Source organism: Enterobacter sp. BIDMC92 (genome assembly GCF_001030225.1).
Classification (GTDB): domain Bacteria; phylum Pseudomonadota; class Gammaproteobacteria; order Enterobacterales; family Enterobacteriaceae; genus Enterobacter; species Enterobacter sichuanensis.
In genome coordinates this window covers 3,667,306-3,690,368 of sequence record NZ_KQ087598.1, presented here as the reverse complement: position 1 = coordinate 3,690,368, position 23,063 = coordinate 3,667,306, and the positions used below count along the sequence as shown (strand labels likewise).

General features: G+C 57.2%; 13 protein-coding genes and 4 pseudogenes. 13 read left to right on the top strand and 4 right to left on the bottom strand.

All coding sequences use genetic code 11. The annotated features are described in order from the left end of the window. Positions 1–13 precede the first annotated feature (13 nt). Positions 14–11,179, bottom strand: a complete 11,166-nt coding sequence (locus tag SP99_RS17200) for a BapA/Bap/LapF family large adhesin (protein ID WP_047959293.1) — start codon at positions 11,177–11,179, stop codon at positions 14–16. A 765-nt stretch (positions 11,180–11,944) separates the two neighbouring features. Here SP99_RS17200 and SP99_RS17195 point away from each other — a divergent pair. From SP99_RS17195 to SP99_RS17185, 3 genes are read left to right on the top strand one after another with little or no spacing between them, the layout of a single operon-like run. Continuing rightward, complete coding sequence (locus SP99_RS17195) at positions 11,945–12,472, top strand: tetratricopeptide repeat protein (RefSeq protein WP_047959292.1); 528 nt, start codon at positions 11,945–11,947, stop codon at positions 12,470–12,472. Positions 12,473–12,479: 7 nt separating this feature from the next. After that, on the top strand, positions 12,480–13,010 hold the full coding sequence (locus SP99_RS17190) for an RNA polymerase sigma factor (protein WP_082137917.1): 531 nt from the start codon (positions 12,480–12,482) through the stop codon (positions 13,008–13,010). Beyond that, a complete protein-coding gene (locus SP99_RS17185; RefSeq protein ID WP_047959290.1) occupies positions 13,007–13,798 on the top strand; it encodes an anti-sigma factor family protein in 792 nt (263 codons plus the stop codon). Before SP99_RS17190 ends, SP99_RS17185 begins: the two co-directional genes overlap by 4 nt. Here the strand turns inward: SP99_RS17185 and SP99_RS17180 are convergent. Together SP99_RS17180 and SP99_RS17175 are read right to left on the bottom strand one after the other, a co-directional pair. Continuing rightward, the gene (locus SP99_RS17180; protein ID WP_047959289.1) at positions 13,790–14,347 is read right to left on the bottom strand and encodes a YceI family protein; all 558 of its coding nucleotides are present in this window, start codon (positions 14,345–14,347) and stop codon (positions 13,790–13,792) included. The genes SP99_RS17185 and SP99_RS17180 overlap by 9 nt on opposite strands. A 157-nt stretch (positions 14,348–14,504) precedes the next feature. After that, positions 14,505–14,861 carry a hypothetical protein gene (locus SP99_RS17175; RefSeq protein WP_008502540.1) on the bottom strand — a complete coding sequence of 119 codons (357 nt, stop codon included), beginning with the start codon at positions 14,859–14,861 and terminating at the stop codon, positions 14,505–14,507. Positions 14,862–15,396: 535 nt separating this feature from the next. Between SP99_RS17175 and SP99_RS17170 the strand changes: the two genes are divergently transcribed. Together SP99_RS17170 and SP99_RS17165 are read left to right on the top strand one after the other, a co-directional pair. Beyond that, complete coding sequence (locus tag SP99_RS17170; protein WP_047959288.1) at positions 15,397–16,173, top strand: isocitrate lyase/PEP mutase family protein; 777 nt, start codon at positions 15,397–15,399, stop codon at positions 16,171–16,173. After that, positions 16,157–17,203, top strand: coding sequence for a bifunctional transcriptional activator/DNA repair enzyme AdaA (locus SP99_RS17165; RefSeq protein ID WP_047959287.1), 1,047 nt, complete (start codon positions 16,157–16,159; stop codon positions 17,201–17,203). Before SP99_RS17170 ends, SP99_RS17165 begins: the two co-directional genes overlap by 17 nt. Before the next feature lie 132 nt (positions 17,204–17,335). Here SP99_RS17165 and SP99_RS17160 read toward each other — a convergent pair whose 3' ends face one another. Further along, positions 17,336–17,803, bottom strand: coding sequence for a hypothetical protein (locus tag SP99_RS17160; RefSeq protein ID WP_053060164.1), 468 nt, complete (start codon positions 17,801–17,803; stop codon positions 17,336–17,338). A 298-nt stretch (positions 17,804–18,101) separates the two neighbouring features. Here SP99_RS17160 and SP99_RS17155 point away from each other — a divergent pair, with 298 nt between their 5' ends. The 8 genes and pseudogenes from SP99_RS17155 to SP99_RS25385 form a co-directional block, all read left to right on the top strand. Further along, positions 18,102–18,548, top strand: coding sequence for an STM2901 family protein (locus SP99_RS17155; RefSeq protein WP_047959286.1), 447 nt, complete (start codon positions 18,102–18,104; stop codon positions 18,546–18,548). Then, positions 18,548–18,862 (top strand): DUF1493 family protein, encoded by a 315-nt coding sequence (locus SP99_RS17150; RefSeq protein ID WP_047959285.1) that lies wholly within the window; start codon positions 18,548–18,550, stop codon positions 18,860–18,862. The genes SP99_RS17155 and SP99_RS17150 overlap by 1 nt, the downstream gene beginning before the upstream one ends. 97 nt (positions 18,863–18,959) lie before the next feature. Then, positions 18,960–19,120 (top strand): annotated as a pseudogene (locus SP99_RS25125) (phage polarity suppression protein); the annotation flags it as partial. Positions 19,121–19,214: 94 nt separating this feature from the next. Beyond that, positions 19,215–19,538: a hypothetical protein gene (locus tag SP99_RS17145; RefSeq protein ID WP_047959284.1), complete on the top strand. Its 324-nt coding sequence runs from the start codon at positions 19,215–19,217 to the stop codon at positions 19,536–19,538. 185 nt (positions 19,539–19,723) lie between these two features. Further along, positions 19,724–20,067, top strand: a pseudogene (locus SP99_RS17140) (transposase); the annotation flags it as partial. Positions 20,068–20,787: 720 nt separating this feature from the next. Next, on the top strand, positions 20,788–22,296 hold the full coding sequence (ltrA, locus tag SP99_RS23980) for a group II intron reverse transcriptase/maturase (protein ID WP_047959925.1): 1,509 nt from the start codon (positions 20,788–20,790) through the stop codon (positions 22,294–22,296). Positions 22,297–22,376: 80 nt separating this feature from the next. Then, positions 22,377–22,834: pseudogene (locus SP99_RS17135) on the top strand (IS3 family transposase); the annotation flags it as partial. Positions 22,835–22,872: 38 nt separating this feature from the next. Beyond that, positions 22,873–23,055, top strand: a pseudogene (locus tag SP99_RS25385) (hypothetical protein); the annotation flags it as partial. Positions 23,056–23,063 lie beyond the last annotated feature (8 nt).

Here is a 23,063-nt window from a genome sequence, read left to right as displayed (position 1 = left end):
ACTACAGGTGCTATCAGGTAACGATGTGGTGCTGGTTGACTAACTCGTCGTAGGTGGTCTGAACGCCATCAAGCGTAACGAGTGCACTATTAGCGTAGGTGGTTCCTGTCCCATCACGGTCGATGGAGATCACGGTATTGCCATTACTATTAGTAACATGGAGATAATTACCGAGCGTTGAGGCACTACCGTTCCAGCCCACCAGCAGATCGCCGATGTCGATTTTGTCCCCCTGAGCCAGCGAGAAGTTGGTCCAGTGATCGCCAGTGCTGTTCCCCGCCGTGGCGTTGCCTGCGGTGCTGTTCAGCACCTGGTAAATCAGCGTATCGCCGTAGGCCGTACCGGTTATGACGTCGTTATGTTCAGAGCTGATGAACTGCGGCGCCATATTGATGGTCAGCGTGGCGCTGTCCGTTTTCCCGTTGGCATCGGTCAGGGTGTAGTTGAAGGTCTCCTTCGAGGTGATGGATGAGAGCGACACCCCGGTATTGAGGGTGTAGGTGTAGTGGCCGTCCGCGCCAATCGCCAGCGTGCCGTAATGGCCCACCACGTTCACCGTGGTGCTGCCGGTATACGGATCCAGCGTGGTGGTCACGCCGTTATACCCGGTAATGCTTACGCGGGTGTCCACCGAGTGCAGCTGATCCATCGCCCCGGCGGAATCCGTGCCGTCGAAGATGTTGCCGTCAACCGTGTGGCCACTGGTCGCGTCGAACTGGCTGAGCGAGTAGGTGGTGCCGTTGACGCTTGGGGTAATGGTGATGGTGCCCACGCTCAGCCCCGGTACGCTGCCGGTATAACTCAGCGTATAGGTCCCGGCGCTCAGGTCCAGCCCGGTCAGCGGAACGTCGATACTGCCGCCGAGCAGCGAACCGCCGCTGAAGGAGCCGTTACGGATCACCCCGTTGGCGTCGCTGATCGCCCAGTTCACCGTCAGACCGCCCAGCGCCAGCAGCGAGGAGACGCTAAAGTGCAGCGACGCGTTATGCAGCGCGGTGTTTGGATCCACCACAAAGGTGCCGCTTCCGCTGCCCTGGGTGGACGAGAACAGCGCCGTCGTCCACTGGGCGCTGCCGACGGTGGTATCGGAGTAGGTCGACGTGTGGTGTACCGAGGTCACGTCCATCGCGGCGCTGACGTCGTTAACCGCATCCATCGCCCGCGCGGTTGGGGTGATGTTAAGCGTCGCCGTATCCTTCGACCCGTCTGGCGCGGTGATGGTGTAGACAAACGTATCCGGGGTGCTGATATGGTCCGCGCCCATGCCGCTCTTCAGGGTATAGGTGTACTGGCCGGACGAATCGATGGTCAGCGTGCCGTATTCCCCCTGAATGGTGGTGGTGCCACTGCTGTTGACCGCCACGCCGTTCACTTCCGAGACCACCGTTCCTGCCGGAACCGGGTCATTGGTCAGCACGTCGCCCGTGGTTGTCTCGCTGATACTCGCCACGCTGTAGACATGATCCTGCAGAACGCTCAGCGTATAGCCCGTCAGCGCGGTGATCCCCGCCGCGGTATTGAGCAGGAACAGATACTCCCCGGCAGGCAGGTTCAGCGTCAGCTGAGGTGACGTGCCGCCCAGCAGCGGGGCGCGCAGCCAGCCCGACTCAACGCGAACCTGCTCGAAGGTTTGGGTGGCGTTGTTGAACTTATAGACGTACAGATCGAACACCGACGCCAGCGCCACGCCGCCTACGGAGGCCTGGATGGTCATGGTGCGGGTGGTGCCTTCCTCCACGTTGTAGATGATCGGGTTGGTCATGTCGTCCAGCAGGTTCAGCCCGAGCGTGTTGCCGAGATTGATCCCCACCAGGGTAAAGCCGCTTTGCGACGAGGTACCGTTGTCGATGGCGTGTACGCTGGTGTCGAAGGTCAGGGAAGCCGTATCGTCAACGGCGACAATGCCGTTCGTTACGCCGCCCGCGCCGAGCGACAGCACGAGGTTTGCCGACGCGCTGATGCCGTTATGGGTAATGGTGTAGGTGAAGCTCTCCGTGCGGCCTATCACCGCGGCGCTGGTGTCGGTGAGGTTATAGGTGTAGCTGCCGTCGCGGTTAATGGTCAGCGTACCGTACTGCCCCTGTACGACCGTGCCGTCAGCGTTCACGCTGGTGGTGACCCCCAGCGCGTTGGTGACGGCGGAGACCGTCGTGCCTGCCGGGGCGTTGTCGCTCCCCGCGGTTGGGTCGGTATCGAGGATCACGTTGCCGTTCAGGCTGGTGTCGCCGGTGACGGTGCCCGCGCTGGTCTCTTTCACCGCCACGTCGAGGCTGGTGTACGAGCCGGTGGCCAGCAGGTTGGTGTTATAGCTCAGCACGCGATAGTCACCGTTAGCCAGCCCGGTGAGGTTCAGCGATACGCCGGTGGCCCCCAGTGTCAGCAGGTCGGCGAACTGCGGCTGGCCGGTATCGACCACCGTGGTCCAGGTGCCGTTAACGCTGTCGAAACGCTGCACCACCAGCTCAAGGGTGTTGAGCAGAGAGAGCACGGCGCCGGTGGCGTTGGCATTCACCACGATGTCGGCACTGCCGCCGCTGCCTACCGTGAAGTCCACCTGAGCGGTGTCATTCCCCAGCAGCGTCAGGACATTGCCCACCGCACCCACCAGCAGGAAGCCGTAATCGCTGTACTGGCTGTTGGTGACGGTGGCGGTGGTGCTGAGATCCAGCTCTTCGACGTTATTGCTGGCGGAGAGCGGCACCACTGGCGCGAGGGCTGAACCCGGCTGCGAGGTATTCCCCGCGGCATCGGTGGCGGTGATCTGCAGCGTCTGACCTTCCGTCTGTTTGTTGAGGAAGGTGTAACTGTAGGTCCCGTTGCTTCCCGCGGTGGTGGTCACTGTGGTGCCGTCAGCAAGACGGATGGAGACGGTGCTGCCGGCCTCCGCGTTGCCGGTCAACACGCTGCCGTCGGCGTTGAAGGTGCCCGTCGGCGCCGTTGGGGCGGTGAGATCGACGATCACGGTGGTCGCGCCGGAGACCGGGCTGGTACCGGCGCTGTTACTCGCGGTGGCGGTAAAGGCGTGAGCGCCTTCACCTAACGCCGGAGTGGTGAAGCTCCAGTTGCCCGAACCGTCGGCCACCACGGTGCCCATTGACACGCCGTTGTTATACAGCGTGACGGTGGAGCCCGCCAGGGCCGTCCCGCTCAGGGTTGGCGTGGTGTCATCAGTGGTTTTGCCGTTGGTCAGATTGCCGGTCACGGTGCCCACGTTATCGTTGATGCTGGCGATAACCGGCGCGTTCGGGATCGGCGTAACAGGCGCGGTGACCGAGGCGCTGAGGCTGGCGTTACCCGCCTTGTCGGTGGCGTAGACCAGCAGGGATTCACCGTCGGTCTGTGCCGGGGAGATGGTCGCGTTAAAGTTGCCGCTGCCGTCCGCCGTTGCGGTACCGAGCACCGTGCCGGTGCTGCTGGTGATGGTGACGGTACTGCCCGCTTCGGCGGTACCGGTCACGTGCGTCCCGTTGGTGATGACCGCAAGGCTGCCCGGTGCGCCAGGCGCGGTCAGATCCACCGTTATGGTGGTAGGGGCCGATGCCACGCTGGTGTTGCCCGCCGCATCCGTGGCGGTGGCGGTAAAGGTATGAGAGCCTTCCGCCAGTGTGGTGGTGGTTTGCGGCAGCGTCCAGTTGCCGTTGGCATCAGCGGTGACCGTGCCAACCAGGGTAGCACCGTCGTAGATGCGCACGGTGGCATTGGCTTCCGCGGTACCGTTCAGCGTCGGACGCGCGTCGTTGGTTGGGTTGCCGCCGGTTATCGGTCCGGTGATGCTGCCCACATCATCCACGACCGAGCTGATGACCGGCGCCGCTGGCGCGGTGGCATCGACGTTGATCACATACCCGGTGGTGGGGGTGCTGGCGTTGCCGGCCGCATCCGTGGCGGTGAAGGTCAGGCTGTGCTGGCCGTTCGCGAGCGGTGTGGTTGGCGTAAAGCTCCACGCCCCACCGGTGGCGGTCACGCTGCCAATCTGCACGCCGTTATCGAAGATTTTCACCGTCGCGCCCGCTTCCGCCGTACCGGTCAGGGTCGGCTGCGCGTCGTTGGTTAATCCGCCGTTGGCGATCGGCGTGGCGGCATTACCGACGTCATCCACAATGCTGCTCAGCGAAGGCTGCGCAGGCGGTGTGGTGTCGATAGTCAGGCTGAAGGTTGCTGACGGAACGCTGGTGTTGCCTGCCGCATCCGTCGCGCGGGCCGTGAAGCTGTGCGCGCCCGTCGCCAGGGTGGTGTTAAGCAGAATACTCCAGCTTCCGCTGGCATCCGCGGTGCCGGTTCCCACAAGTGTTGCACCTTCATAGATATTGACGGTGGCAAACGGCTCGCTGGTTCCGACAAGGCGCGGCACGGTGTCGTCGGTGGTCTGCCCGGAGCTGAGTGCGCCGGTGATACTGCCCACATCGTCAATCGCCTGGCTGATAACCGGCGCGTTTGGCGGGGTAGTATCCACCACCAGGGTGAAGCCAGAGGAGGCCGGGCTGACGTTGCCCGCCGCATCGGTGGCCGTGGCAGTCCAGGTGTGGCTGCCATTCGCCAGCGGTGTGGACGGCGTAAAGCTCCATGCGCCGCTGCCGTTCGCCGTGGCGGTGCCGACCGGCTGACCATTCTCGTAAATCGTAATGGTGGCATTGGCCGCCGCCGTGCCCGTCAGCGTTGGCGTGGTGTCATCGGTGCTCTGGCCGGAGGTGAGCGGGGCCTGCACGCTGCCGGCATTGTCCGCCGCGGTGGAGATCACCGGTGCTGACGGGGCGACCGTGTCCACCGTCAGGTTAAACGGTGCCGTGGTGGCGCCCGTGTTGCCTGCGGCGTCGGTGGCGTTGAAGGTGATGGCGTGCGACCCTTCGGCGAGCGCGGTGCCCGGGGTAAAGGTCCAGTTCCCCTGAGCGTTGACCACCGCGGTGCCAATTTCGCTACCGTCCACAATGATATGCACCGTGGAACCGACTTCGCCCGTGCCGTTGAAGGTTGGACGCGCATCGTTGGTGCTGTTACCCGACGTGAGCGTACCGGTGACCGGGCCGACATCGTCAATCACGCTGGTGATCCCCGGTGCGGAAGGGCCCGTGGTATCGACAGTGAAGACGAAGACCGGCGAGTTGGCGGAGACGTTCCCGGCGGCATCGCTGGCGTTGATACGGATGTTATAGCTGCCATCCCCCAGCGCCGGGTTAGGGGTAAAGCTCCAGTTGCCGTTGCTGTCTACCGGGGCGGTGCCAATTTCCACGCCGTTGTTCAGAATGTGGATGGTGCTGCCCGCGGTACCTCTCCCGGTGAGGGTTGGCGTCGCGTCATTGGTGACCTGGCCGGTCGTGAGATTCCCGACAATTCCGCCCGCCGCGTTGTCGCTGACGGTATCAAGCACAGGAACCCCGGGAGCCGTCAGGTCGACCACCACGCCCCAGGTATTGGAGACCTGGCTGACGTTACCCTGCGGATCGGTGGCGATAGCGGTAAAGCTGTGCAGCCCTTCACCGAGGGCGGTTTCAGGGGTAAACGACCATGCGCCGGTGCCATCCGCGGTGACCACGGCAATCTGCGTGCCGCCATCGAAGATCGTCACGACGCTGTTCGCATCTGCCGTACCGGTAATCGTTGGCGTCGCGTCGTTAGTCGGATCGCCGCTGACCACGGTGGTGGGGGCGTTGCCGACATTATCGGTGACGTTGGTGATCACCGGTGTGGTGGAGAGCGTATCAACCACGATGGTAAAGCCCGTCGAATCTCCGCTCTGGTTTCCGGCCGGATCGGTCTCGCGGATGGTCAGGACGTTATTACCCTCAGCCAGCACAGGCGTCGTGTAACTCCAGGTGCCCGTGCTGCCGACTTGCGTGGTCCCCAGCAGCACGCCGTTGCTGTAAACGGAGATGGTATCGCCCACCGCGCCGGTGCCGGTAAGGGTCGGCTGGTTGTCGTTGGTGGCCTGGCCGCTGGTCAATGGGCCGGTGCCCGGCGCGACATCATCAATCACCGCGCCTATGGTTGGGGTGTCTGGGGCGGTGAGGTCGATGGTCACCGTGGCGGCCGGGGAACGGCCACTGGTGATTAAGTTGGCCGTGGTAGTCGCTTCAAAGAAGTGATCGCCAGCGCTCAGCGGTACGAGCAGCTGATAGCTCCATGTGCCGCCTGACCCCACCAAAATTGTGGTCAGCGGGATCAAACTGCCGTCCAGGTAGAGCGTGACGAGACTGCCGGCAGGGGCCGTTCCGCTGATGACCGGGGCGGTATCGTCCGAGGTTTTACCCAGTACGTTGCCCGTTACGTCCCCGATATTGTCAGTGATGTCGGTGATGATCGGTACATCCGGCAGACCTGGCAACGTACCGGTAACGGTATAGCTCGCGCCGGGGCTGCCGTTGCCTGCCTCATCGGTGGCGATCACGGTCAGCGTTTTACCGTCCTGCTGGGCCGGGCTGAGTGCGATGGAGAAGCTGCCGTCAGCGGCGGCGACACCGGTCCCAATGACCACATTACCGTCTTTTACGGTGATGGTGGCACCTTCTTCCGCCGTACCTGTCAGTGGCGTGCCCTGCGCGGCCACGTTGATATTGACCGGGTCTGCCGGCGCGACGGTATCCACCGTTACGCTAAGCGGAGCTGAACTGCCGGAGGCGTTACCTGCCGGGTCAACCGCAGAGACGGTAAAGGTGTGGGGGATATCCGACAGCGTACTGCCCGCGGTCCAGCTCCAGCTGCCATCCGGCTGTACCGTCACCTGCACAGGTGATGGCGTGCCATCCACGGAGACAATCACCGTGCTGCCCGGCTCGCCTGTACCGGTGAGGGTTGGCGTGCTGTCGCGGGTGTAAAGCGTGCCGTTTGCGAACTGGCTGTCTGAGATCGCGTTAATCTGCGGTATTTCAGGCGCAACGGTATCCAGCGTGACGGTAAAGACCGGGCTGGTGGCGCTGACGTTACCCGCCGCGTCAACGCCCGCCACGGTGATGTTAAGCGGACCGTCGGTCTGGGCCGGCAGGGTGAAGGACCATTCGCCATTGGTTACGTCAACACGTCCCACCTCGGCGCCGTTGTTATAGACGATCACCTTCTCGCCGTTGACGCCGGTTCCGCCGACGGTAGGCGTGGCGTCCGTGATCGTACTGCCATTTGCTCCGCCGCCGACGGCACCAATGACCGGAACGTCCGGTGCCACGGTATCAACGGTAATCGTAATGCCGGGTGAGGTGGCCGAAACGTTGCCCGCCTCATCTGTCGCCGTGGCGGTAAACTGGTGGCTTCCCTCGTCAATATCGCTCTCAGGACGCCAGCTCCAGTTGCCATTGCTGTCTACGGTGACGCGACCCACTTCGGTGGCAGGCTGATTATTAATGCTGTCATAAATAATAATCACGTCGTTTGCCGTACCGGTGCCGCTGAGTACCGGACGCGGATCGTTCGTCGTTTCGCCATCGGCAACCGGGCCGGTTATCTGGCTCACGCTGTCGGTGACGGTAGGTGCATCAGGCGTGGCCGGTGCGTCGGTATCAATGGTGATGGTCACCGGCTGGGACGGGGCGCTTTCATTGCCCGCGCCATCCTTGTTGGTGACGGTGAGGGTGATGTCATAGGTGCCGTTATCCAGCGGGGTCGCTGGCGTCCAGCTCCAGTTGCCGTCGCTGCCTACCGGGACCTCATCAACTTTGACGCCGCCGATATAGATAGCGACGGTATCACCCGCCTCCCCGGTGCCGCTCAGCGTTGGGGTGGTATCGCGGGTAACTTCTCCCGGATTCAGCGCGACCTCGGTAGTGCCGCCGTCCGGATTGACGGTTACGGCCGGGGTATCCGGCGTAGCAGGCGCGACGGTGTCCACCACCAGCTCGAACGGATCGGAGACGGTGGTGTTCCCGGCGGCATCCGTGGCATGGACGGTGATCGAATGCGGGCCATCGGTGAGCGGAGTCGTTGGTGTAAAGCTCCAGCCGCCATTGCCGTCGAGGTCAGCGGTACCGAGCAGGGTATCGCCGTCATAGATGGTGATAATGGTACCCGCTGGCGCGCTGCCCTGCAGCTGCGGTAGGGTGTCATCCGTGGTATCGCCACTGCTGAGCGGGCCCTGCACGTCGCCCACGCTATCGGTCACGGTGGCGATGGTCGCGGCAGGCGGCGGCGTGATATCGACGGTAAAGGTAAAGCCGCCGGAAGGTGAACTGCTGTTACCTGCCGCATCGGTCGCGACGACGGTTAAGGTATGTGAGCCATTGTTAATCGGGGTGGCGGGGGTAAAGCTCCATGCGCCGTTGCTGTCGGCGACCGTCGTGCCAATGCTGTTACCGTCCAGACGAATGGTAACCGTCGCGCCCGGTTCGGCGGTGCCGTTGAGCGTCGGGGTCGGGTCGTTGGTGGTTTCACCCACGTCAAGCGCACCGGTGCGGCCTTCAACATTGTCCACCACCTGCGTAATGACCGGCGTGCCAGGGGCGACGCTGTCGACCGTAATACTCCAGGTGTTAGAGGTTCCACTGACGTTGCCTGCCGCGTCGATGGCTTTCGCACTCAGCACATGGCCGCCTTCATGCAGATGCACGCTTGGGGTAAAGCTCCACTGACCGGAATCCGGAATGATAAATGTGCCGATTTGATCGCTGCCGCTGTAGATATAGATCCGCGTGCCCGCCTCGCCGGTGCCGCTGATGGTTGGCGTTGCATCGTTGGTCAGCCCGCCCTGAGTGATGGTGCCCGTGGTGCCCGGGACGTCATCGACAACTGAGACAATCACCGGGGTTTGCGCCGGGGTAATGTCCGGCGCGAGAGCTGGCGTGGTTGGCCCGGTATTACCGGCAGGGTCGGTTGCATCTGCGGTCAGGGCTTCACCGTTGGCTTTTGGCGGATTCAGCGTCACGCTAAAGTTGCCCTGGTCGTCGGTAACGGCCTGGCCGACAATGACATCCCCCTGGCGAATGGTTACGGTGCTGCCCGCTTCTGCGGTTCCGGTAACGGTGGTGCCATCGCCGGAAACCACCACGTTGTCCGGTGCCAGAGGAGCGGTGTTATCGGGTGCTGTGGCCGTGTTCGGCAGGCTGGCATTGCCGGCGCCGTCGGTCGCGATGACGGTCAGCACCTCACCGTTGGTCTGGGCCGGGCTGATTGGCGTGCTGAAGGTGCCATCATCATTGGCGGTGGTTGTGCCGATAACCGTGCCGTCCGGCCCTTTAATGGTGACGGTGCTGCCAGCTTCCGCCGTGCCGCTGACGCTTTGTCCGTCCTCCGAGACCTGCAGGTTGCCAGGTGCCTGAGGCGGGGTGGTGTCTGTGGCGGTGACGGTGGCGGCCGGGCTCTGGTTACCTGCGGCGTCGGAGGCCACGACAGAGATCTCCTGACCGTTGGTTTGCGCAGGCGTCAGCGTGGCAACGAAATTACCGTTACCGTCTGTCGTCGTGCGGCCGATCTCAACGCCGTCGCTGTTGGTGATCACAATGGTGCTGTTAGGCTCGGCGGTGCCGGTGATCTGCGTGCCCTCAGGGTTAAGGGCAATGACAGGCATGGCTGGCGGAGTGGTATCCACAATGAAGGTGATCGGCTGCGACATCGCGCTGGTGTTACCGGCCGCGTCGGTGACCTGTACGGTGATCGAGTGGGCCCCCTCTGCAAGCGGGCTGTCTGGCTTGATGCTCCAGGTGCCGTCAGGCTGGACCTTAATTGTGCCCACCAGTACGCCATTATCGTAGAGGGAGATGGTCCCGCCGGGCTCGCCTCGCCCTGCCAGAATCGGTTGAGAGGCATCGGTGAACAGGCCAGAGGTAATCGCCCCTTTAATGAGGCCCGTATCATCGTTCAGCACAATCGCAGTCGGGGTGCCTGGCGCGGTGAGATCGACAGTAATGGTGTAGACCGGGGACGCCGGACCGGTGTTACCGGCGGCGTCCGTTGCCCGGACGGTAAGCTGATGCGTGCTTTCGCTGAGATCCACCGGCGGAGTGAAGGTCCAGACGCCGTTGCTGCCGGTAACCGCCGTGCCAATGGCGACAGAGCCATCATAAATGGTCACCGTGGAGCCCGCCTCTGCGGTGCCGCTGAGTTGTGGTCGCCGATCGTTGGTGCTGCCGCCGTTACTGATTGATCCGGTCACCGGATCGACATCATCCGTTGCGCTGGTGATAACAGGTGCGCCTGGCGCGACCGTATCCACGATAAAGTTAACGGCACCGGATGCCGGGCTGGTATTGCCTGCCGCATCGGTGGCGGTGGTGGTGATGGTGTGGCTGCCGTTGGCGAGATCGCTGGTGGGGGTAAAGCTCCAGCTCCCTTTGGCATCTACTTTGGTGGTGCCAATCTGCTTGCCGTTATCGTAAAGGGTGATGGTGCTGCCGGGCTCGCCGATGCCGCTGAAGGTCGGGCGGGCATCATCAGTACGCTGGCCGTTTTCCAGCGGGCCAGCCGTGGCGCCCGCATCGTCGTTCACGATCAGGATATCCGGGGCATCCGGCGCGGTGGTGTCCGGGGCGGTCACCGTCGTGCCCGGGCTGGTATTTCCCGACGGATCCGTTGCGGTGGCGGTGATCTGTTCGCCGTTGGTCAGCGGTGTTCCCAGGTCGACGGTGAATTTACCATCGCTGCCAGTTTTGCCGGTGCCGATCACGTTGCCGTTGGCGTCTTTCAGCGTGATGGTGCTGCCAGGTTCGGCGCTACCGGTGACGGTTTTACCGTCCGCAGAGAACTGAAGGCCGGTTGGGGCATTCGGCGGCGTGGTATCCGGATCGGAAGGGTTTGTCGGCGTGCCGGGGTTCGAGTTGTTGTCATCGTCACCTCCACCACCACCGCCTCCGGTGCTTGCCGCCGCCGCGATGCCGCCCGCGGCGACAATGCCACCCAGTACCCATGGCCAGATGGCGGCACCACCGGCATCACTGCCTGACGCCGCAAGCAGGACGTCTGTAGAGGCAATGGATTCATAGGTGGCCGCACCGGCGGGATCCTGGACCCACCACAGCACCCCTTCACTGTCCTGCAGAACCAGCTGGCTCGCCCCCTGCGCATCGGTGACGTAGAAATTTTTAAGTGTAATCACCTCGCCGGAGTGGAGCGTGATCACCAGATCGTTACCGCTGCGGGCGAAATCGGCCACATTAGCTCGCTCAACCTTAAGCTCAACGATAGAGGAATGGTTCAGGGTTACCTGAGTGCCTTCCGTGGTGGTTTCCACACCGGTAAGTTTCGATATAACAGAGATTTGGCTCATTTATTTTTGACTCCAGCAGCGTTGTCGTGAACGGCGAGCGAGATGAGCCATCTGCGTGAAGGGTAAAGCGCGCTCCCGGCGGAGTGGCTGTTATAAAGCAGCACTCACCGTTATTTTTAGGGCGCACGATGCCCGCCAGGATTCAGAGTGGCAACATCAGAGCGAATCTAATGACATATGAAAGCGATCAGTTTTAATTCGTGTTTTGCGTCGTATAAAACCCTGTAATTAATAGAGGAATTGGTTTTTGAGGATATAAAAATGATATAGCCAGAAAACTCTGAATCTGCAACTTAAGCGTTGGGAAATAACGAGGTAAAAATCAAAGGTGTATTAATGCATTCATGTTGTTTATAAAATCACTTATCTATCTTTATGTTTTTAAACATCTTTGTGTGAAGGCCAGGCGCTGTTTAATCCTGTTTTGATGTAGTGTGATAATTGGTAGGGAGGCGGGTTAAAAATAATTAAAAACGGTACTATTTAATCGTGCTTAATGTGCATTTAAGTTAGGGTAACGTTTTTGATATAAGATATATTATGTTACTTGAAAAATGAAATATATTTTCATGCCCGCTTGAATTTCTGCTATCACGCGAAACGAATAACATTAAGAAGACAAAAATGAATATAACCTGATTCATTTTCACTGCGGCGATAACGTCAGCCTGATGTTAAGACAGTAAAAAAATGAACCGGAAAATGAATAAAAATCATCAGCCGGGCGTTTACTGATGTCACTCTCTTTTGACTCAGGAGCTTACTATGAATACCACCTCGTTTCGTCTTGTCCCGCTGTTGATTTTTTCCCTGCTGTCTCCGCTGGCGCTGGCCATGGGCGATAATAGTACCGAGAGCAAAACGCCTGACTGTCCGTCCGGACAGGTGTATGACAGCGCCACGCAGAAATGCGTGCCGGACAAGAGCAGCAGCCTCAGCGACCAGGACAAAACCAACTATGCGTACCATCTCGCGAAAAAAGGAGAGTACCAGGCGGCGCTGAACCTGCTGGATTCCCTGAAAAACGGCAACACGGCAGAAGCGTGGAACTATCGCGGGTATGCCACCCGTAAGCTTGGCCGCACGGATGAAGGGATTGGTTACTACCAGCGTGCGCTGGCTATCGCCCCGAATTATGCCAAAGCCCGGGAATACCTCGGCGAAGCGTGGATGGTGAAAGGACGGCCTGACCTCGCGAAAGAACAACTGAAGGTGATTGCCGGTATTTGTGGCCACTCCTGCGAGGAGTACCGTGACCTGCAGGCCGCCATCAACGGACATCCGGAATCCTGATTTTCTCGTGGAGGGAAAACCCATCGCTAGCCGTGAGGTTCGTCAACAGCTTGCCGCACACCTGCCGCGCCTCTGGCGCTATGGGCTGGTGTTGTCGCGAAACCGGGATATCGCCGAAGAGCTGGTTCAGTCCACCTGCGTGCGCGCGCTTGAAAGAAGCAGCCAGTATACGCCGGGTACACGCATCGACAGGTGGCTGTTCGCGATCCTGCACTCCATCTGGATCTCTGAGCTTCGGGCACGGCACGTTCGTCAGGGGCAGGGGTTTGTCGCCAGCGACGAGCTTCTGGCGCCGGACACCCGTGAGCAGGCTGAGACGCGCCTGCATTACCTGAAGGTGATGCAGCGCGTTAACGCGCTGCCTGAAGCCCAGCGAAACACGGTATTTTTGGTTTATGTCGAAGGCTTTACCTACCAGGAGGCGGCGGACACCCTGGCGGTGCCAGTCGGTACCGTGATGAGCCGGCTGGCCACGGCACGGGCAAGGCTTGCCAGATCCGTCGATGTATTGCCTCCGGTCAAGGAGAAACGCTCTTGAACTCGCACCGTTTTACACCGCCCTATAACGACGAAGCTATCGTGGCATGGATAGATGGCGAGATGTGTTGCGCCGACGCGCAGCAGTTTGAAGAACAGTTGAAACGTGACGAACGCCTCTCCGGGCGGACCGCCGAGCTGATGAAAAGCAGCGAGGATTACGCCGGGGCGTTTGCCTCCCTGCTGGACGACGCGCCTTTGGCAGAGATGGAGGCGCGTCTGGCGGCACTTCCCGACCCGCAGGCCTCCACGCCGCCCGGCGTCAGCAGGCGGGCGCTGATTGCCGCCTCGGTCAGTTTTTTGCTGGTGGGGTCCGGGCTGGGGTATCTGCTGCGTCCCGCTTTCGCCCCTGACGATGAGAACGCCCATATCCGCGACCTTGAAGCACAATATATGTCCCTGTACAGCGTGGAGACCCTGCTGGATATGGACAGCGCCGCGCCGGTCCTGCAGCGCGGGCTGGAACGGGCCGCGCAGGATATCGGTATAAAACTGCAGATGGCGCAGCTAACCCTGCAGGGAGCAGAGCTTAAAATGGTGCGCATGCTGCGCTATGAAACCACCTCGATCGCGCAGGTTGCGTGGATCAACGCCGACTACGGCCCGATGGCGCTCTGCATCTCTCCTGTCGATGAGAAGACAACGGCCTCTTTGCGTCAGGAGCAGCGGCACACTATGAACCTGGCGTGGTGGCAGGATGCGGGCTACCAGTTTGTCCTGATTGGCCGCAACCCGTCGTCTCACCTGCGGGAAAACGCGGAACAGCTGCAGCGCGCGATCTCAGGATGACGGCACCGTGTTCGTCTGTATCGCAATGGCGATGGCAATCCGATCGTCAACGACCAGCGCGAATTTATCCATCCCGTAGGACGCGCGAGATATCGCGGTGGTGGCATCCAGCGTGAGGGCCTGCGCATGCGGGTCTTTCACCATCGCCTCCAGGAGCACCGGTCGGGCGATATTGCGTACGGTCAGCGTGCCGAACACCCTGAACCGTCCGGCGCCCTGGGCGACCACCCGGGAGCTGATGAACTCGATAGTCGGGTAATGCTCTGCATCAAAAAACATATCGCTTTTCAGTTGCCAGGTGAGCAGCTTGTTTGAGGCCACCAGGGTTGCCACGGGTATGGTGACGTGGATATGGTCGTCGAGGTCGTTATCCGGATTGAGCGTTACGGCACCCGTCACGCCGCTGAATGTCGCCCAGGAAAGAATACCGCCAAAGGCATGCCACGAAAGCCGAATGGCGGTATTTTCGGTGTCGATAAGGTAGCTTGTGGGGGCAGCTAACGCCCACGGACAAACCAGAATCAGCAATATCACCAGGCGTCGTAGCATCTCAGGATCTCAGTCAGGGGGGCTGGGAGTAAACGCGTCACCCCCGGGATCTATTCGACTTTTTTGCGTCATCAGAGGCGTCTTGTGAGAAGTGTAGACTTCGGGAAGCAAAGCGGCAGGGAATAAAAAAGGCCGCGTGGGCGGCCTTTCGGAGGGGTTACTCAGTGACTTTCTTTTCCAGCTCGCTGGCACCTTCTTTGGTTTTGTTCCAGCCTTTCTCAGCGCCTTCTTTGGTGGCATCCCACCCTTTCTCGGTGCCTTCTTTGGTTTTATGCCAGGCTTTCTGGGAATCTTCGCTGACCTTGCTGCCAAAGCTCTCGCTTTTACCTTCCGCAGCGTGTTTCTGCTTCAGCTTCAGCTCTTCACCTTTGTTCTGCTCTTCATGCAGTTTTTGCTTCGCCTCGTTGGCGTTTGCGTTCGCCGCCGCGACGGTATCGTCAGTTGCATGTGTGGTCGCAGCAAATACTGGAGAAGCCAGCAGAACGGCAGATAATGCGATAATTGTTTTTTTCATAATATCCTCATTTAACGTTATCGGTTATGAGCGTGATTCAGCATGGCACAGACGAAACGGGGTGGCTTTAGGAAAAAACTGTAATGAGATCAATGTGCCGTGATGAACGGTATTTCTCTTGAGGATTATCCAAAGGATAAAACGCCTGTTTCAATGAGGGCGGCAAGGGTCAGGAGAATGAAGAGAATGACGACGATGGGTCTGTACATAGTGAGGTTCCTTCCGGGTTGGGGCGGCTAATCCGTAGCGCTGGGTGGTGTGGATTTTTTATTCTCCATAGGGGAAGGGGAGGTGTCGTTGATGCTGGTCAAATGGAAGGGGGTAACAATATAAAGTACTGGTCAATATCGCAGACGATGCGGCACGCTGGGCGGTGCTTGCCATGCTGAAAGCCAGCACGTGACCCTGAAAGGTATCAGTCTGGTTCGCCCCCGAGTTCAGACGACGTTTGCGAAAAAATGGTCGTCTGAATTTCGGTTGTGACGCTCTGACGGAATGCTTAGATTCATTTTCAATCTATCGAGAGGATATGAATATGAACTTTGCAGACCTCCACAACCCGCATAAACCCCTTCTTATCGCTAACGTCTGGGATGCTGCCAGTGCTGTCGCGGCGCAAGAAGCCGGTTATCAGGCACTGGGAACGTCCAGCGCAGCAATCGCGTCCACACTGGGATATGAAGACGGGCAGGGAATGCCGTTTGATGAGCTATTTTATATGGTCACCCGTATCCGGGCTGTCAGTAAACTGCCATTGAGCGTTGACATGGAAGCAGGGTATGGGGATTCAGCCGAAGAGATAGCAGCCAACCTCAGGCGCCTTGCACAGACAGGCGTAGCAGGCGTTAACTTTGAAGACAGCAGAGTCATAAACGGGGTGCGTCAGCTTGACGATGCCTCTGATTTTTTCCGTATTCTGAGCACAGTATGTGATGCGCTGAGAAGCGAAAATTGTCGCCTGTTTCTGAACATCCGGACTGATACTTACCTGCTCGGGCATAAAGATGCGTTGCAGGAGACAATATCACGGGGTCAGCGCTATAAAGCTGCAGGGGCTGACGGCCTTTTTGTTCCCTGCCTGACGTCAGAGAAAGACATCAGCCTCATTGCAGAGGCAACGGGGCTGCCTCTGAATGTGATGTGCATGCCCGATCTTCCGTCATTCGACAGGCTGAAACGGGCCGGGGTAAGCCGCATTTCAATGGGCAATTTTGTTCATTCGGCCATGCAGTCAACGCTGTCTGACGTTATGCATGCGATCCGATCTCGTCAGACGTTTGAAGGACTTTTTAGTGATGAAAATAACCGATAAGAATTTATGCGATATCTGGTATCAGGCATTACTTGAGCGTGCTTCAGAATATACTGGCGTGTTTTTTGTTGGCGTCAAAACCACGGGCGTATTCTGTATTTCGGTTTGTCGGGCACGAAAACCCAAACGAGAAAATGTCGAGTTCTATAAAGATGCCAAATCTGCCCTTGCGGCCGGCTTTCGTCCCTGTAAGGTCTGCCGACCCGCTGAAAATGCGCACAGCGCGCCATTATTTGTTGAACAGGCGCTTGCGCTTGTCAGGCGCGATATTAAATCTCGCGTAACCGACGCGGAGCTTCGTCAGCATGGCATCAGTCCGGAGCGGGTAAGGCGCTGGTTCCTGCAACATCACGGCATCACTTTTCAGGCTTTCCAGCGAATGCAGCGGGTCAACGTTGCCCTGCAGGAGCTGAAAAGCGGACGCGCGGCGACGGACGTTGCGCTGGACAATGGCTATGAATCCCTGAGCGGGTTTGGTTATACCTACAAGCGGCTTACTGGCGCAGCGCCGACTCAGACAACCCAGGTGATTGTGATTCACCGGTTTACCACCACGCTTGGGCCGATGTTTGTCTGTGCAACAGAGCGGGGAGTGTGCCTGCTGGAGTTTACCGATCGCCGGATGTTAGAAACAGAATTTCGCGATATTCAGCGGTTATTTAACGCCAGAATTGTCACCGGAGAAAACAGCCATACCCGGCAGGCAGTAAAAGAGATTGGCGAGTATTTTGCCGGAACGCGCCGACAGTTTGATCTTTCTTTAGATGCTCCGGGCAGTGATTTTCAACAATCCGTCTGGCAAGAACTGCGTGCAGTTCCTTATGGACAGACATCACACTATCAGGCCATTTCACTGAGGCTTAATAAGCCAAATGCTGTGCGCGCCGTCGCTGCTGCTAATGGGGCAAACCGGATTGCGATTGTGATCCCCTGTCACAGGATAATTGGAAAAGATGGCGCGATGACGGGTTACGGAGGGGGAATTTCACGCAAAGAATGGCTTATTGAGCATGAGAGGAAGAATGTTTAATGGCGTGATGTTTCTGTGTGGCCGGGAAATTTTATGGGCTTTAAGGTCTTCATCAGTCGCTGAGTCTGCATACTTCTCAGGAGCATTTATCCAGCTTAGCGGAAAGCCTTTTCATTCTGTTAAATACTGACTTCAGCTTACGTTTTCCGACGCCGGTGCGGCAGTTACCGTTATGTACTTTTTCAGACCTGACGCCCGTTTAACACCTTTGGGATCCGAAACAAAAGGAAGCCGCAGACGAGGTGAATCGGATACTTTCAGTGTCCAGATATAATCCCCAATAAACCTGAAGTCCACGCTATCGTCAGTAACCTGGAGATCCGCAAAAGTTCCTGTCGAGTACTCATTTCCTAAATGAACAATTTCTTTAAGCCCGTCATGAACGTCAATAAGGGCAATTGTCAGGGATTCTTCAAAAATAATGTCATCCGTCAGAAACAGGATATAGCGCTGTTCATTAACCTGGACTGCTGCTTCAAGCACCTTCCCCGGTACAAGAATGCCGGTGCTTTTACCATTGAGCACAACGTCAGATTGAGCCTGGGATACATCGGTAGCTTCGCGAACCTGAACCAGAGATACTGAATTAACCTGTTGCATAATCACTTCCACAAACGTCCTGTTTCCCATGCAGCAAAAGCACTGCCGACGAAGCCATCGATAGTTGTGCCAACGTCCCCTATTGAATGATAAGGCCGTCTGGCAATTTCTGGTATCCATTGAAGCCTGAATACGCGCAAAGTTGTTCATGCCGGGAACCTGGATTGCATCCTTTCCCAACATTTTTTGTCGTGGCATCGTCTGATCCCAAAATTAGGATAACGCTAAGGTGTATGTTCTGGACGGTACCAAAGGCCAGTATTAGGATTTAGTTCTTCAGCTTAAACAGGGAAAGGTTATGGATACGACCAAACAGTTAAACGGAACATACTTCTTTGATGGAATGAGCGTCGATAAAGAGGAGCTACTTTACTGGCTTCTTCTGGATGAATTTAAAAAGCAGTTTAGTGATGTGATTGACTTGCTGGCAATTGCTTCCATGTTGGTCAGCTTGCCGGTAATTCCTGTTAGCGGGAAACTGGGGGCAGGTGCTGCAACCAGGGGAACAAGCCCGCTTTCTCTTGGGCTTCGTACGCTTACCCGACAGCGTTTTAAGCAGGGCCGTAGAACCATGACCAGGGCAAAACTCTTACGTGGCGAGTGGGCATACACAACCAGTATAGGGGCATACATCGGGAGATGGCTCCCTTGGGTTGGTGCCGTACTGACGGCCTATGACCTTGCTATGATCACCCATAACGTTATCCACCGTTATCAGCTTATCGTTGGGCCAGGAAAAAGGTAATGACAGACAAAGCCACACTCGTCAGGGAACTCATTAAAAAACACTTCTGGGAAATGTCGGACGATACCTCTGTAAGCACAGGGAAACAAAGTGTGCTGCCGGAAGATATGACTGATTTCCTTGAGGAATATTCAGAAAGTCTGGATGTGGATATGTCTGGCTTCGTCTTTAATCGTTACTTCCCAAATGAGGGGATTCGCTTCCTGCCAAATGCGATATTGCCCCGCTATCTTAGAACCGATCATCATGCGCCCGAGCCGTTGACAGTGAGTATGCTTATTGAATCGGCGAATGCGGGTCGCTGGCTTTTTTAACGGTAAGACAGGATAAACCGTGCCATTATCAGCCCTTTCGGGGGAGAATAATGCTGCCAGGTTAATGCTTGCGAGTGATGGCTACAGCGGCCGGAGCCTGCAAACGCTGCGCGAGATTATCGGTGTGAATAATGGAACATAATCCAGGCTGTAGGGTGTTATATCCGCTTGCATAAAGAGGTACAGCGCATCAGCATCCGCGACCGATTAAATGATTTTATGCAGGCGCACTGCGTGGAGCTAGCCGCCGCCCAGGCTGGCAAGAGGTATCCAAAACCGCAATCACTCTGGATGCGACCAGTAGTAGCATTACAGGTTGGCAGATGTACCAGATAACTAAAGGGAACTGATTATGCCACAAGATTTGGAATTTTCGCTTTATCCTCCTGTCTGGCCTGCTGTGGTCTATTTTATTGTATCTATTGTGGTTTTCTTCTTGCTTTATTTGGGGAGGTTAAAAGTTAACAGGCTTCATAAATATCCATTATTTATTGCTTATATGGTATTTGTAATCGCTATTGCATCCATTCAGATTAACATCTTTGCAAATGGCTACGAATTTGTAAGCGGCTTTTTGCATATTAATTTTGATCCCTATCGATATGACTCGGTATATTGGGGATCCTTGTTTTTCTCCATGCTTTACTTGCTGGCGACGCCTAAGAACAATTTTTAGCGTTCCAACTTTAATAGAGACGCGGTAGTTCAACGTGTCGGTTTTAGGGGCTGAGAATATGTTATAAGCAATAGTGGGCTGTCCTATGTGGTTAAGGTTGCGGCCAGCGATCACATGCGCGCCGTGTGGACTGACTCCGCCCTGATAGACGATCCTGCCCTATAGTTTGAGCATAGGAGGAGCGTATGGGCACCCCACGATTTACACCTGAATTTAAGGAAGAAGCCGTCCGTCAGATAACGGAATGCGGTTATTCCGTCGCCGAAGTTTCTGACCGGCTGGGCGTTTCAGCACACAGTTTCTATAAGTGGTTGCGGGCTCTTAAACCCGATAACAGCGAGCAGCATGCCCGTGATTTACTGGAAGCGAAAAGCGAGATCCTGAAGCTCAGGGCCCAACTGAAGCGCACTGAGGAAGAACGGGACATTCTGAAAAAGGCCGCGCGGTACTTTGCAAGGGAGCCCGACTGAAGTACCGCTTTATCAATGAGCACTGCACTGTATGGGGTGTCATGACGATGTGTCGGGTGTAGTGCGTTGTGCGGGCCAATCAGGTCTGGGTCACCGATATTACTTATAGTGTGCCCGGAGTTCAGGGTGAGCATGGATGCTCAAATGAACCACGAGTCTGTCTGGAATATTGAACCGGTAACTCACGATGAGGAGCCCAACAATCCCACCGGGTGTGACGGTGGAGAACCTGAGCGGCAGTGACCTGCGGCATGCCTGCAGGGTGATGTAACCCGCTGACAACGGGGATTGAGGCGAGATCACTAAGCCGAGATGATCCTCAAGGTTGAGTACTGAAAGGCTGAAGAACATGAACCCGTTAATCCGCCTCTGTGGGTTGAAAACGTCACCACGGCCTACGTGATCTGACAGGCCGTGCAGAAGGCACCGACAATGACAGATATGCAATGTCGGACGAAAGTGTTTTGACATGTATGCGAAACACCGGGACAGCAACGCCTATCACACTCGCGTTGCTGACTTCTGCCAACTTGCAGCAAGCAAGGATAAAGAGTGCGACGGGCAGCCTCCTCAGTATGTTTGAGTCCAGACAGGTAAACCGGGGAAGGTCAGCGACGGATGTTAAGGAGGCATGGCTCCGATGACGCGCTGGCTGGCGGAGCTTCCGTAGTAGTCCGCGATGGGGAAAACCCATTACATGGCGAAGGGGAGCAGTTTAGATGTGTTTGCGGTGAGAACTAACTGACCTAATGAGGTGAAGACCTTTGATAATCAGCGAAATGCAACGCAAGCTTGCCACATGGGCAGCCACCGATCCGTCCCGACGGATTGAACGGCTGCTCCGTCTGATAACACGACCAGAATGGCTGGCTGAAGCGGCACGGATCACACTTTCATCAAAGGGGGCACATACTCCCGGCATTGATGGTGTGAATAAAGCAACGCTGCAGCCCAGACTGGCTGTTGAGCTGCAAATCCTCAGGGATGAACTTCTCTCAGGTCATTACCAGCCCTTGCCTGCCAGACGGGTTTACATCCCGAAAAGCAACGGCAAACTGCGACCACTGGGTATCCCCGCGTTGCGGGATCGTATTGTTCAGCGGGCCATGCTGATGGCGATGGAGCCGATATGGGAGAGTGATTTTCATACGCTCTCGTATGGCTTCCGGCCTGAACGCAGTGTCCACCACGCGATCCGCACGGTGAAATTACAGCTCACCGACTGTGGAGAAACCCGGGGACGCTGGGTGATTGAAGGTGATTTGTCCAGCTACTTTGACACTGTACACCATCGACTGCTGATGAAAGTCGTACGCCGCAGGATCAGTGACGCACGTTTCATGGCTCTGCTGTGGAACACCATCAAAGCAGGACATATCGATGTTGGCCTCTTTCGCGCTGCCAGTGAGGGTGTGCCACAGGGCGGCGTAATATCGCCGGTATTGTCGAATATCATGCTCAATGAGTTCGATCAGCACCTGCATAAACGCTACCTGAGCGGGAAGGCCAGAAAGGATCGCTGGTACTGGAATCACAGTATCCAGCGGGGCCGGAGTACTGCAGTCAGGGAAAACTGGCAATGGAAACCTGCCGTTGCTTACTGTCGCTATGCCGATGATTTTGTACTTATCGTCAAAGGCACCAGAGCACAGGCGGAAGCCATCAGGGAGGAGTGTCGTGGCGTGCTTGAAGACAGCTTGAAACTCAGGCTGAACATGGACAAGACCAGAATCACCCATGTAAACGACGGTTTTATCTTTCTGGGTCACAAGATCATCCGCAAACGCAGTCGTTACTGCGATATGCGGGTGGTGTCGACGATCCCGAAGGAGAAAGCCAGAAACTTCGCCGCATCGCTGACGGCATTGTTATCGGGCAATTACAGTGAAAGCAAAGTCGATATGGTTGAGACCCTCAACCGGAAACTGAAGGGCTGGGCCATGTTCTATCAGTTCGTTGATTTTAAGGCCAAAGTCTTCAGTTATATTGACCGAGTGGTGTTCTGGAAGCTGGCTCACTGGCTGGCCCGCAAATACCGTACCGGTATTGCATCCCTGATGAGGTGGTGGTGTAAATCGCCGAAACCAGGTCAGAGCAAAACGTGGGTTTTATTTGGTAAAACCAATAACGGCAAGCTCTGCGGTGAAGTGCTGTACCGGTTGGTGGGGCAAGGCAAGAAGCTGTTCCGCTGGCGACTGCCCGAAGGTAACCCTTACCTGAGGACGGAAACCAGAAACACGTATACATCGCGCTACACTGAAGTGGCAATGGCGTTCGCCAGCGTTTAAATGGAGAGCCGGATGCGCTGAAAGGTGCACGTCCGGTTCGGAGAGGAGAGGCAGGGAAATAGTCCGACTACGCCCTGCCTCTTACTCTACTCCGCACCTGGCAGGGCTGGCTGCATCTGGCGGTGGTTATCGATCTCTTCGCCCGTAACGTGGTGGGCTGGTCGATGAAGCCACTCTCTTTCGCGAACTCGCGCTGGACGCTCTGATGATGGCCGTGTGGCGTCGAAAACCGGACGGCGAGGTTATCGTACATAGCGATCAGGGCAGCCAGTACGGCAGTGACGACTGGCAGCGCTTCTGTCGGGCCAATAACCTGGCGCCTGGCATGAGCAGGCGTGGCAATTGCCAGGATAATGCGGTGGCCGAATCGTTCTTCAGTTCGCTGAAAAAAGAACGGATCAGAAAACGCATATATAAAACCAGGGATCTGGCCCGGGCGGATATCTTCGATTACATTGATGTGTTCTACAACCGGGCCCGGCGCCACAGTCATCTCGGCGGCGTCAGTCCGGGGGCCTTCGAACAGGTCTCGTCGTGAGGACAGAATTTATCTATGGGCATGGGGTCAGTCCAGACAGACGTTTCCGGATCTTCAATTTGGTGGATGGTTTTCATCTTGAGATGCAGGTGATAGGAATCGATTTGTTTATCCCGGCTCAATGTGTCATCCGGGGACTGTATCGGATAGACATCCTGGATTTTTATCTGTTCAAAACACTGAACGAGGTACGGGACTTCACAAAGCGCCGCCTGACAGATACAACAGC

Excerpts from the sequence above, each read along its gene's own strand:
- SP99_RS17155 (WP_047959286.1), top strand. The coding sequence starts at position 18,102 with ATGGATACGACCAAACAGTTAAACGGAACATACTTCTTTGATGGAATG.
- SP99_RS17145 (WP_047959284.1), top strand. The coding sequence starts at position 19,215 with ATGCCACAAGATTTGGAATTTTCGCTTTATCCTCCTGTCTGGCCTGCT.
- SP99_RS17170 (WP_047959288.1), top strand. The coding sequence starts at position 15,397 with ATGAACTTTGCAGACCTCCACAACCCGCATAAACCCCTTCTTATCGCT.
- SP99_RS17195 (WP_047959292.1), top strand. The coding sequence starts at position 11,945 with ATGAATACCACCTCGTTTCGTCTTGTCCCGCTGTTGATTTTTTCCCTG.
- SP99_RS17200 (WP_047959293.1), bottom strand. The coding sequence starts at position 11,179 with ATGAGCCAAATCTCTGTTATATCGAAACTTACCGGTGTGGAAACCACC.
- SP99_RS17160 (WP_053060164.1), bottom strand. The coding sequence starts at position 17,803 with ATGCAACAGGTTAATTCAGTATCTCTGGTTCAGGTTCGCGAAGCTACC.
- SP99_RS17165 (WP_047959287.1), top strand. The coding sequence starts at position 16,157 with ATGAAAATAACCGATAAGAATTTATGCGATATCTGGTATCAGGCATTA.
- SP99_RS17180 (WP_047959289.1), bottom strand. The coding sequence starts at position 14,347 with ATGCTACGACGCCTGGTGATATTGCTGATTCTGGTTTGTCCGTGGGCG.
- SP99_RS17150 (WP_047959285.1), top strand. The coding sequence starts at position 18,548 with ATGACAGACAAAGCCACACTCGTCAGGGAACTCATTAAAAAACACTTC.
- SP99_RS17175 (WP_008502540.1), bottom strand. The coding sequence starts at position 14,861 with ATGAAAAAAACAATTATCGCATTATCTGCCGTTCTGCTGGCTTCTCCA.
- ltrA (WP_047959925.1), top strand. The coding sequence starts at position 20,788 with ATGCAACGCAAGCTTGCCACATGGGCAGCCACCGATCCGTCCCGACGG.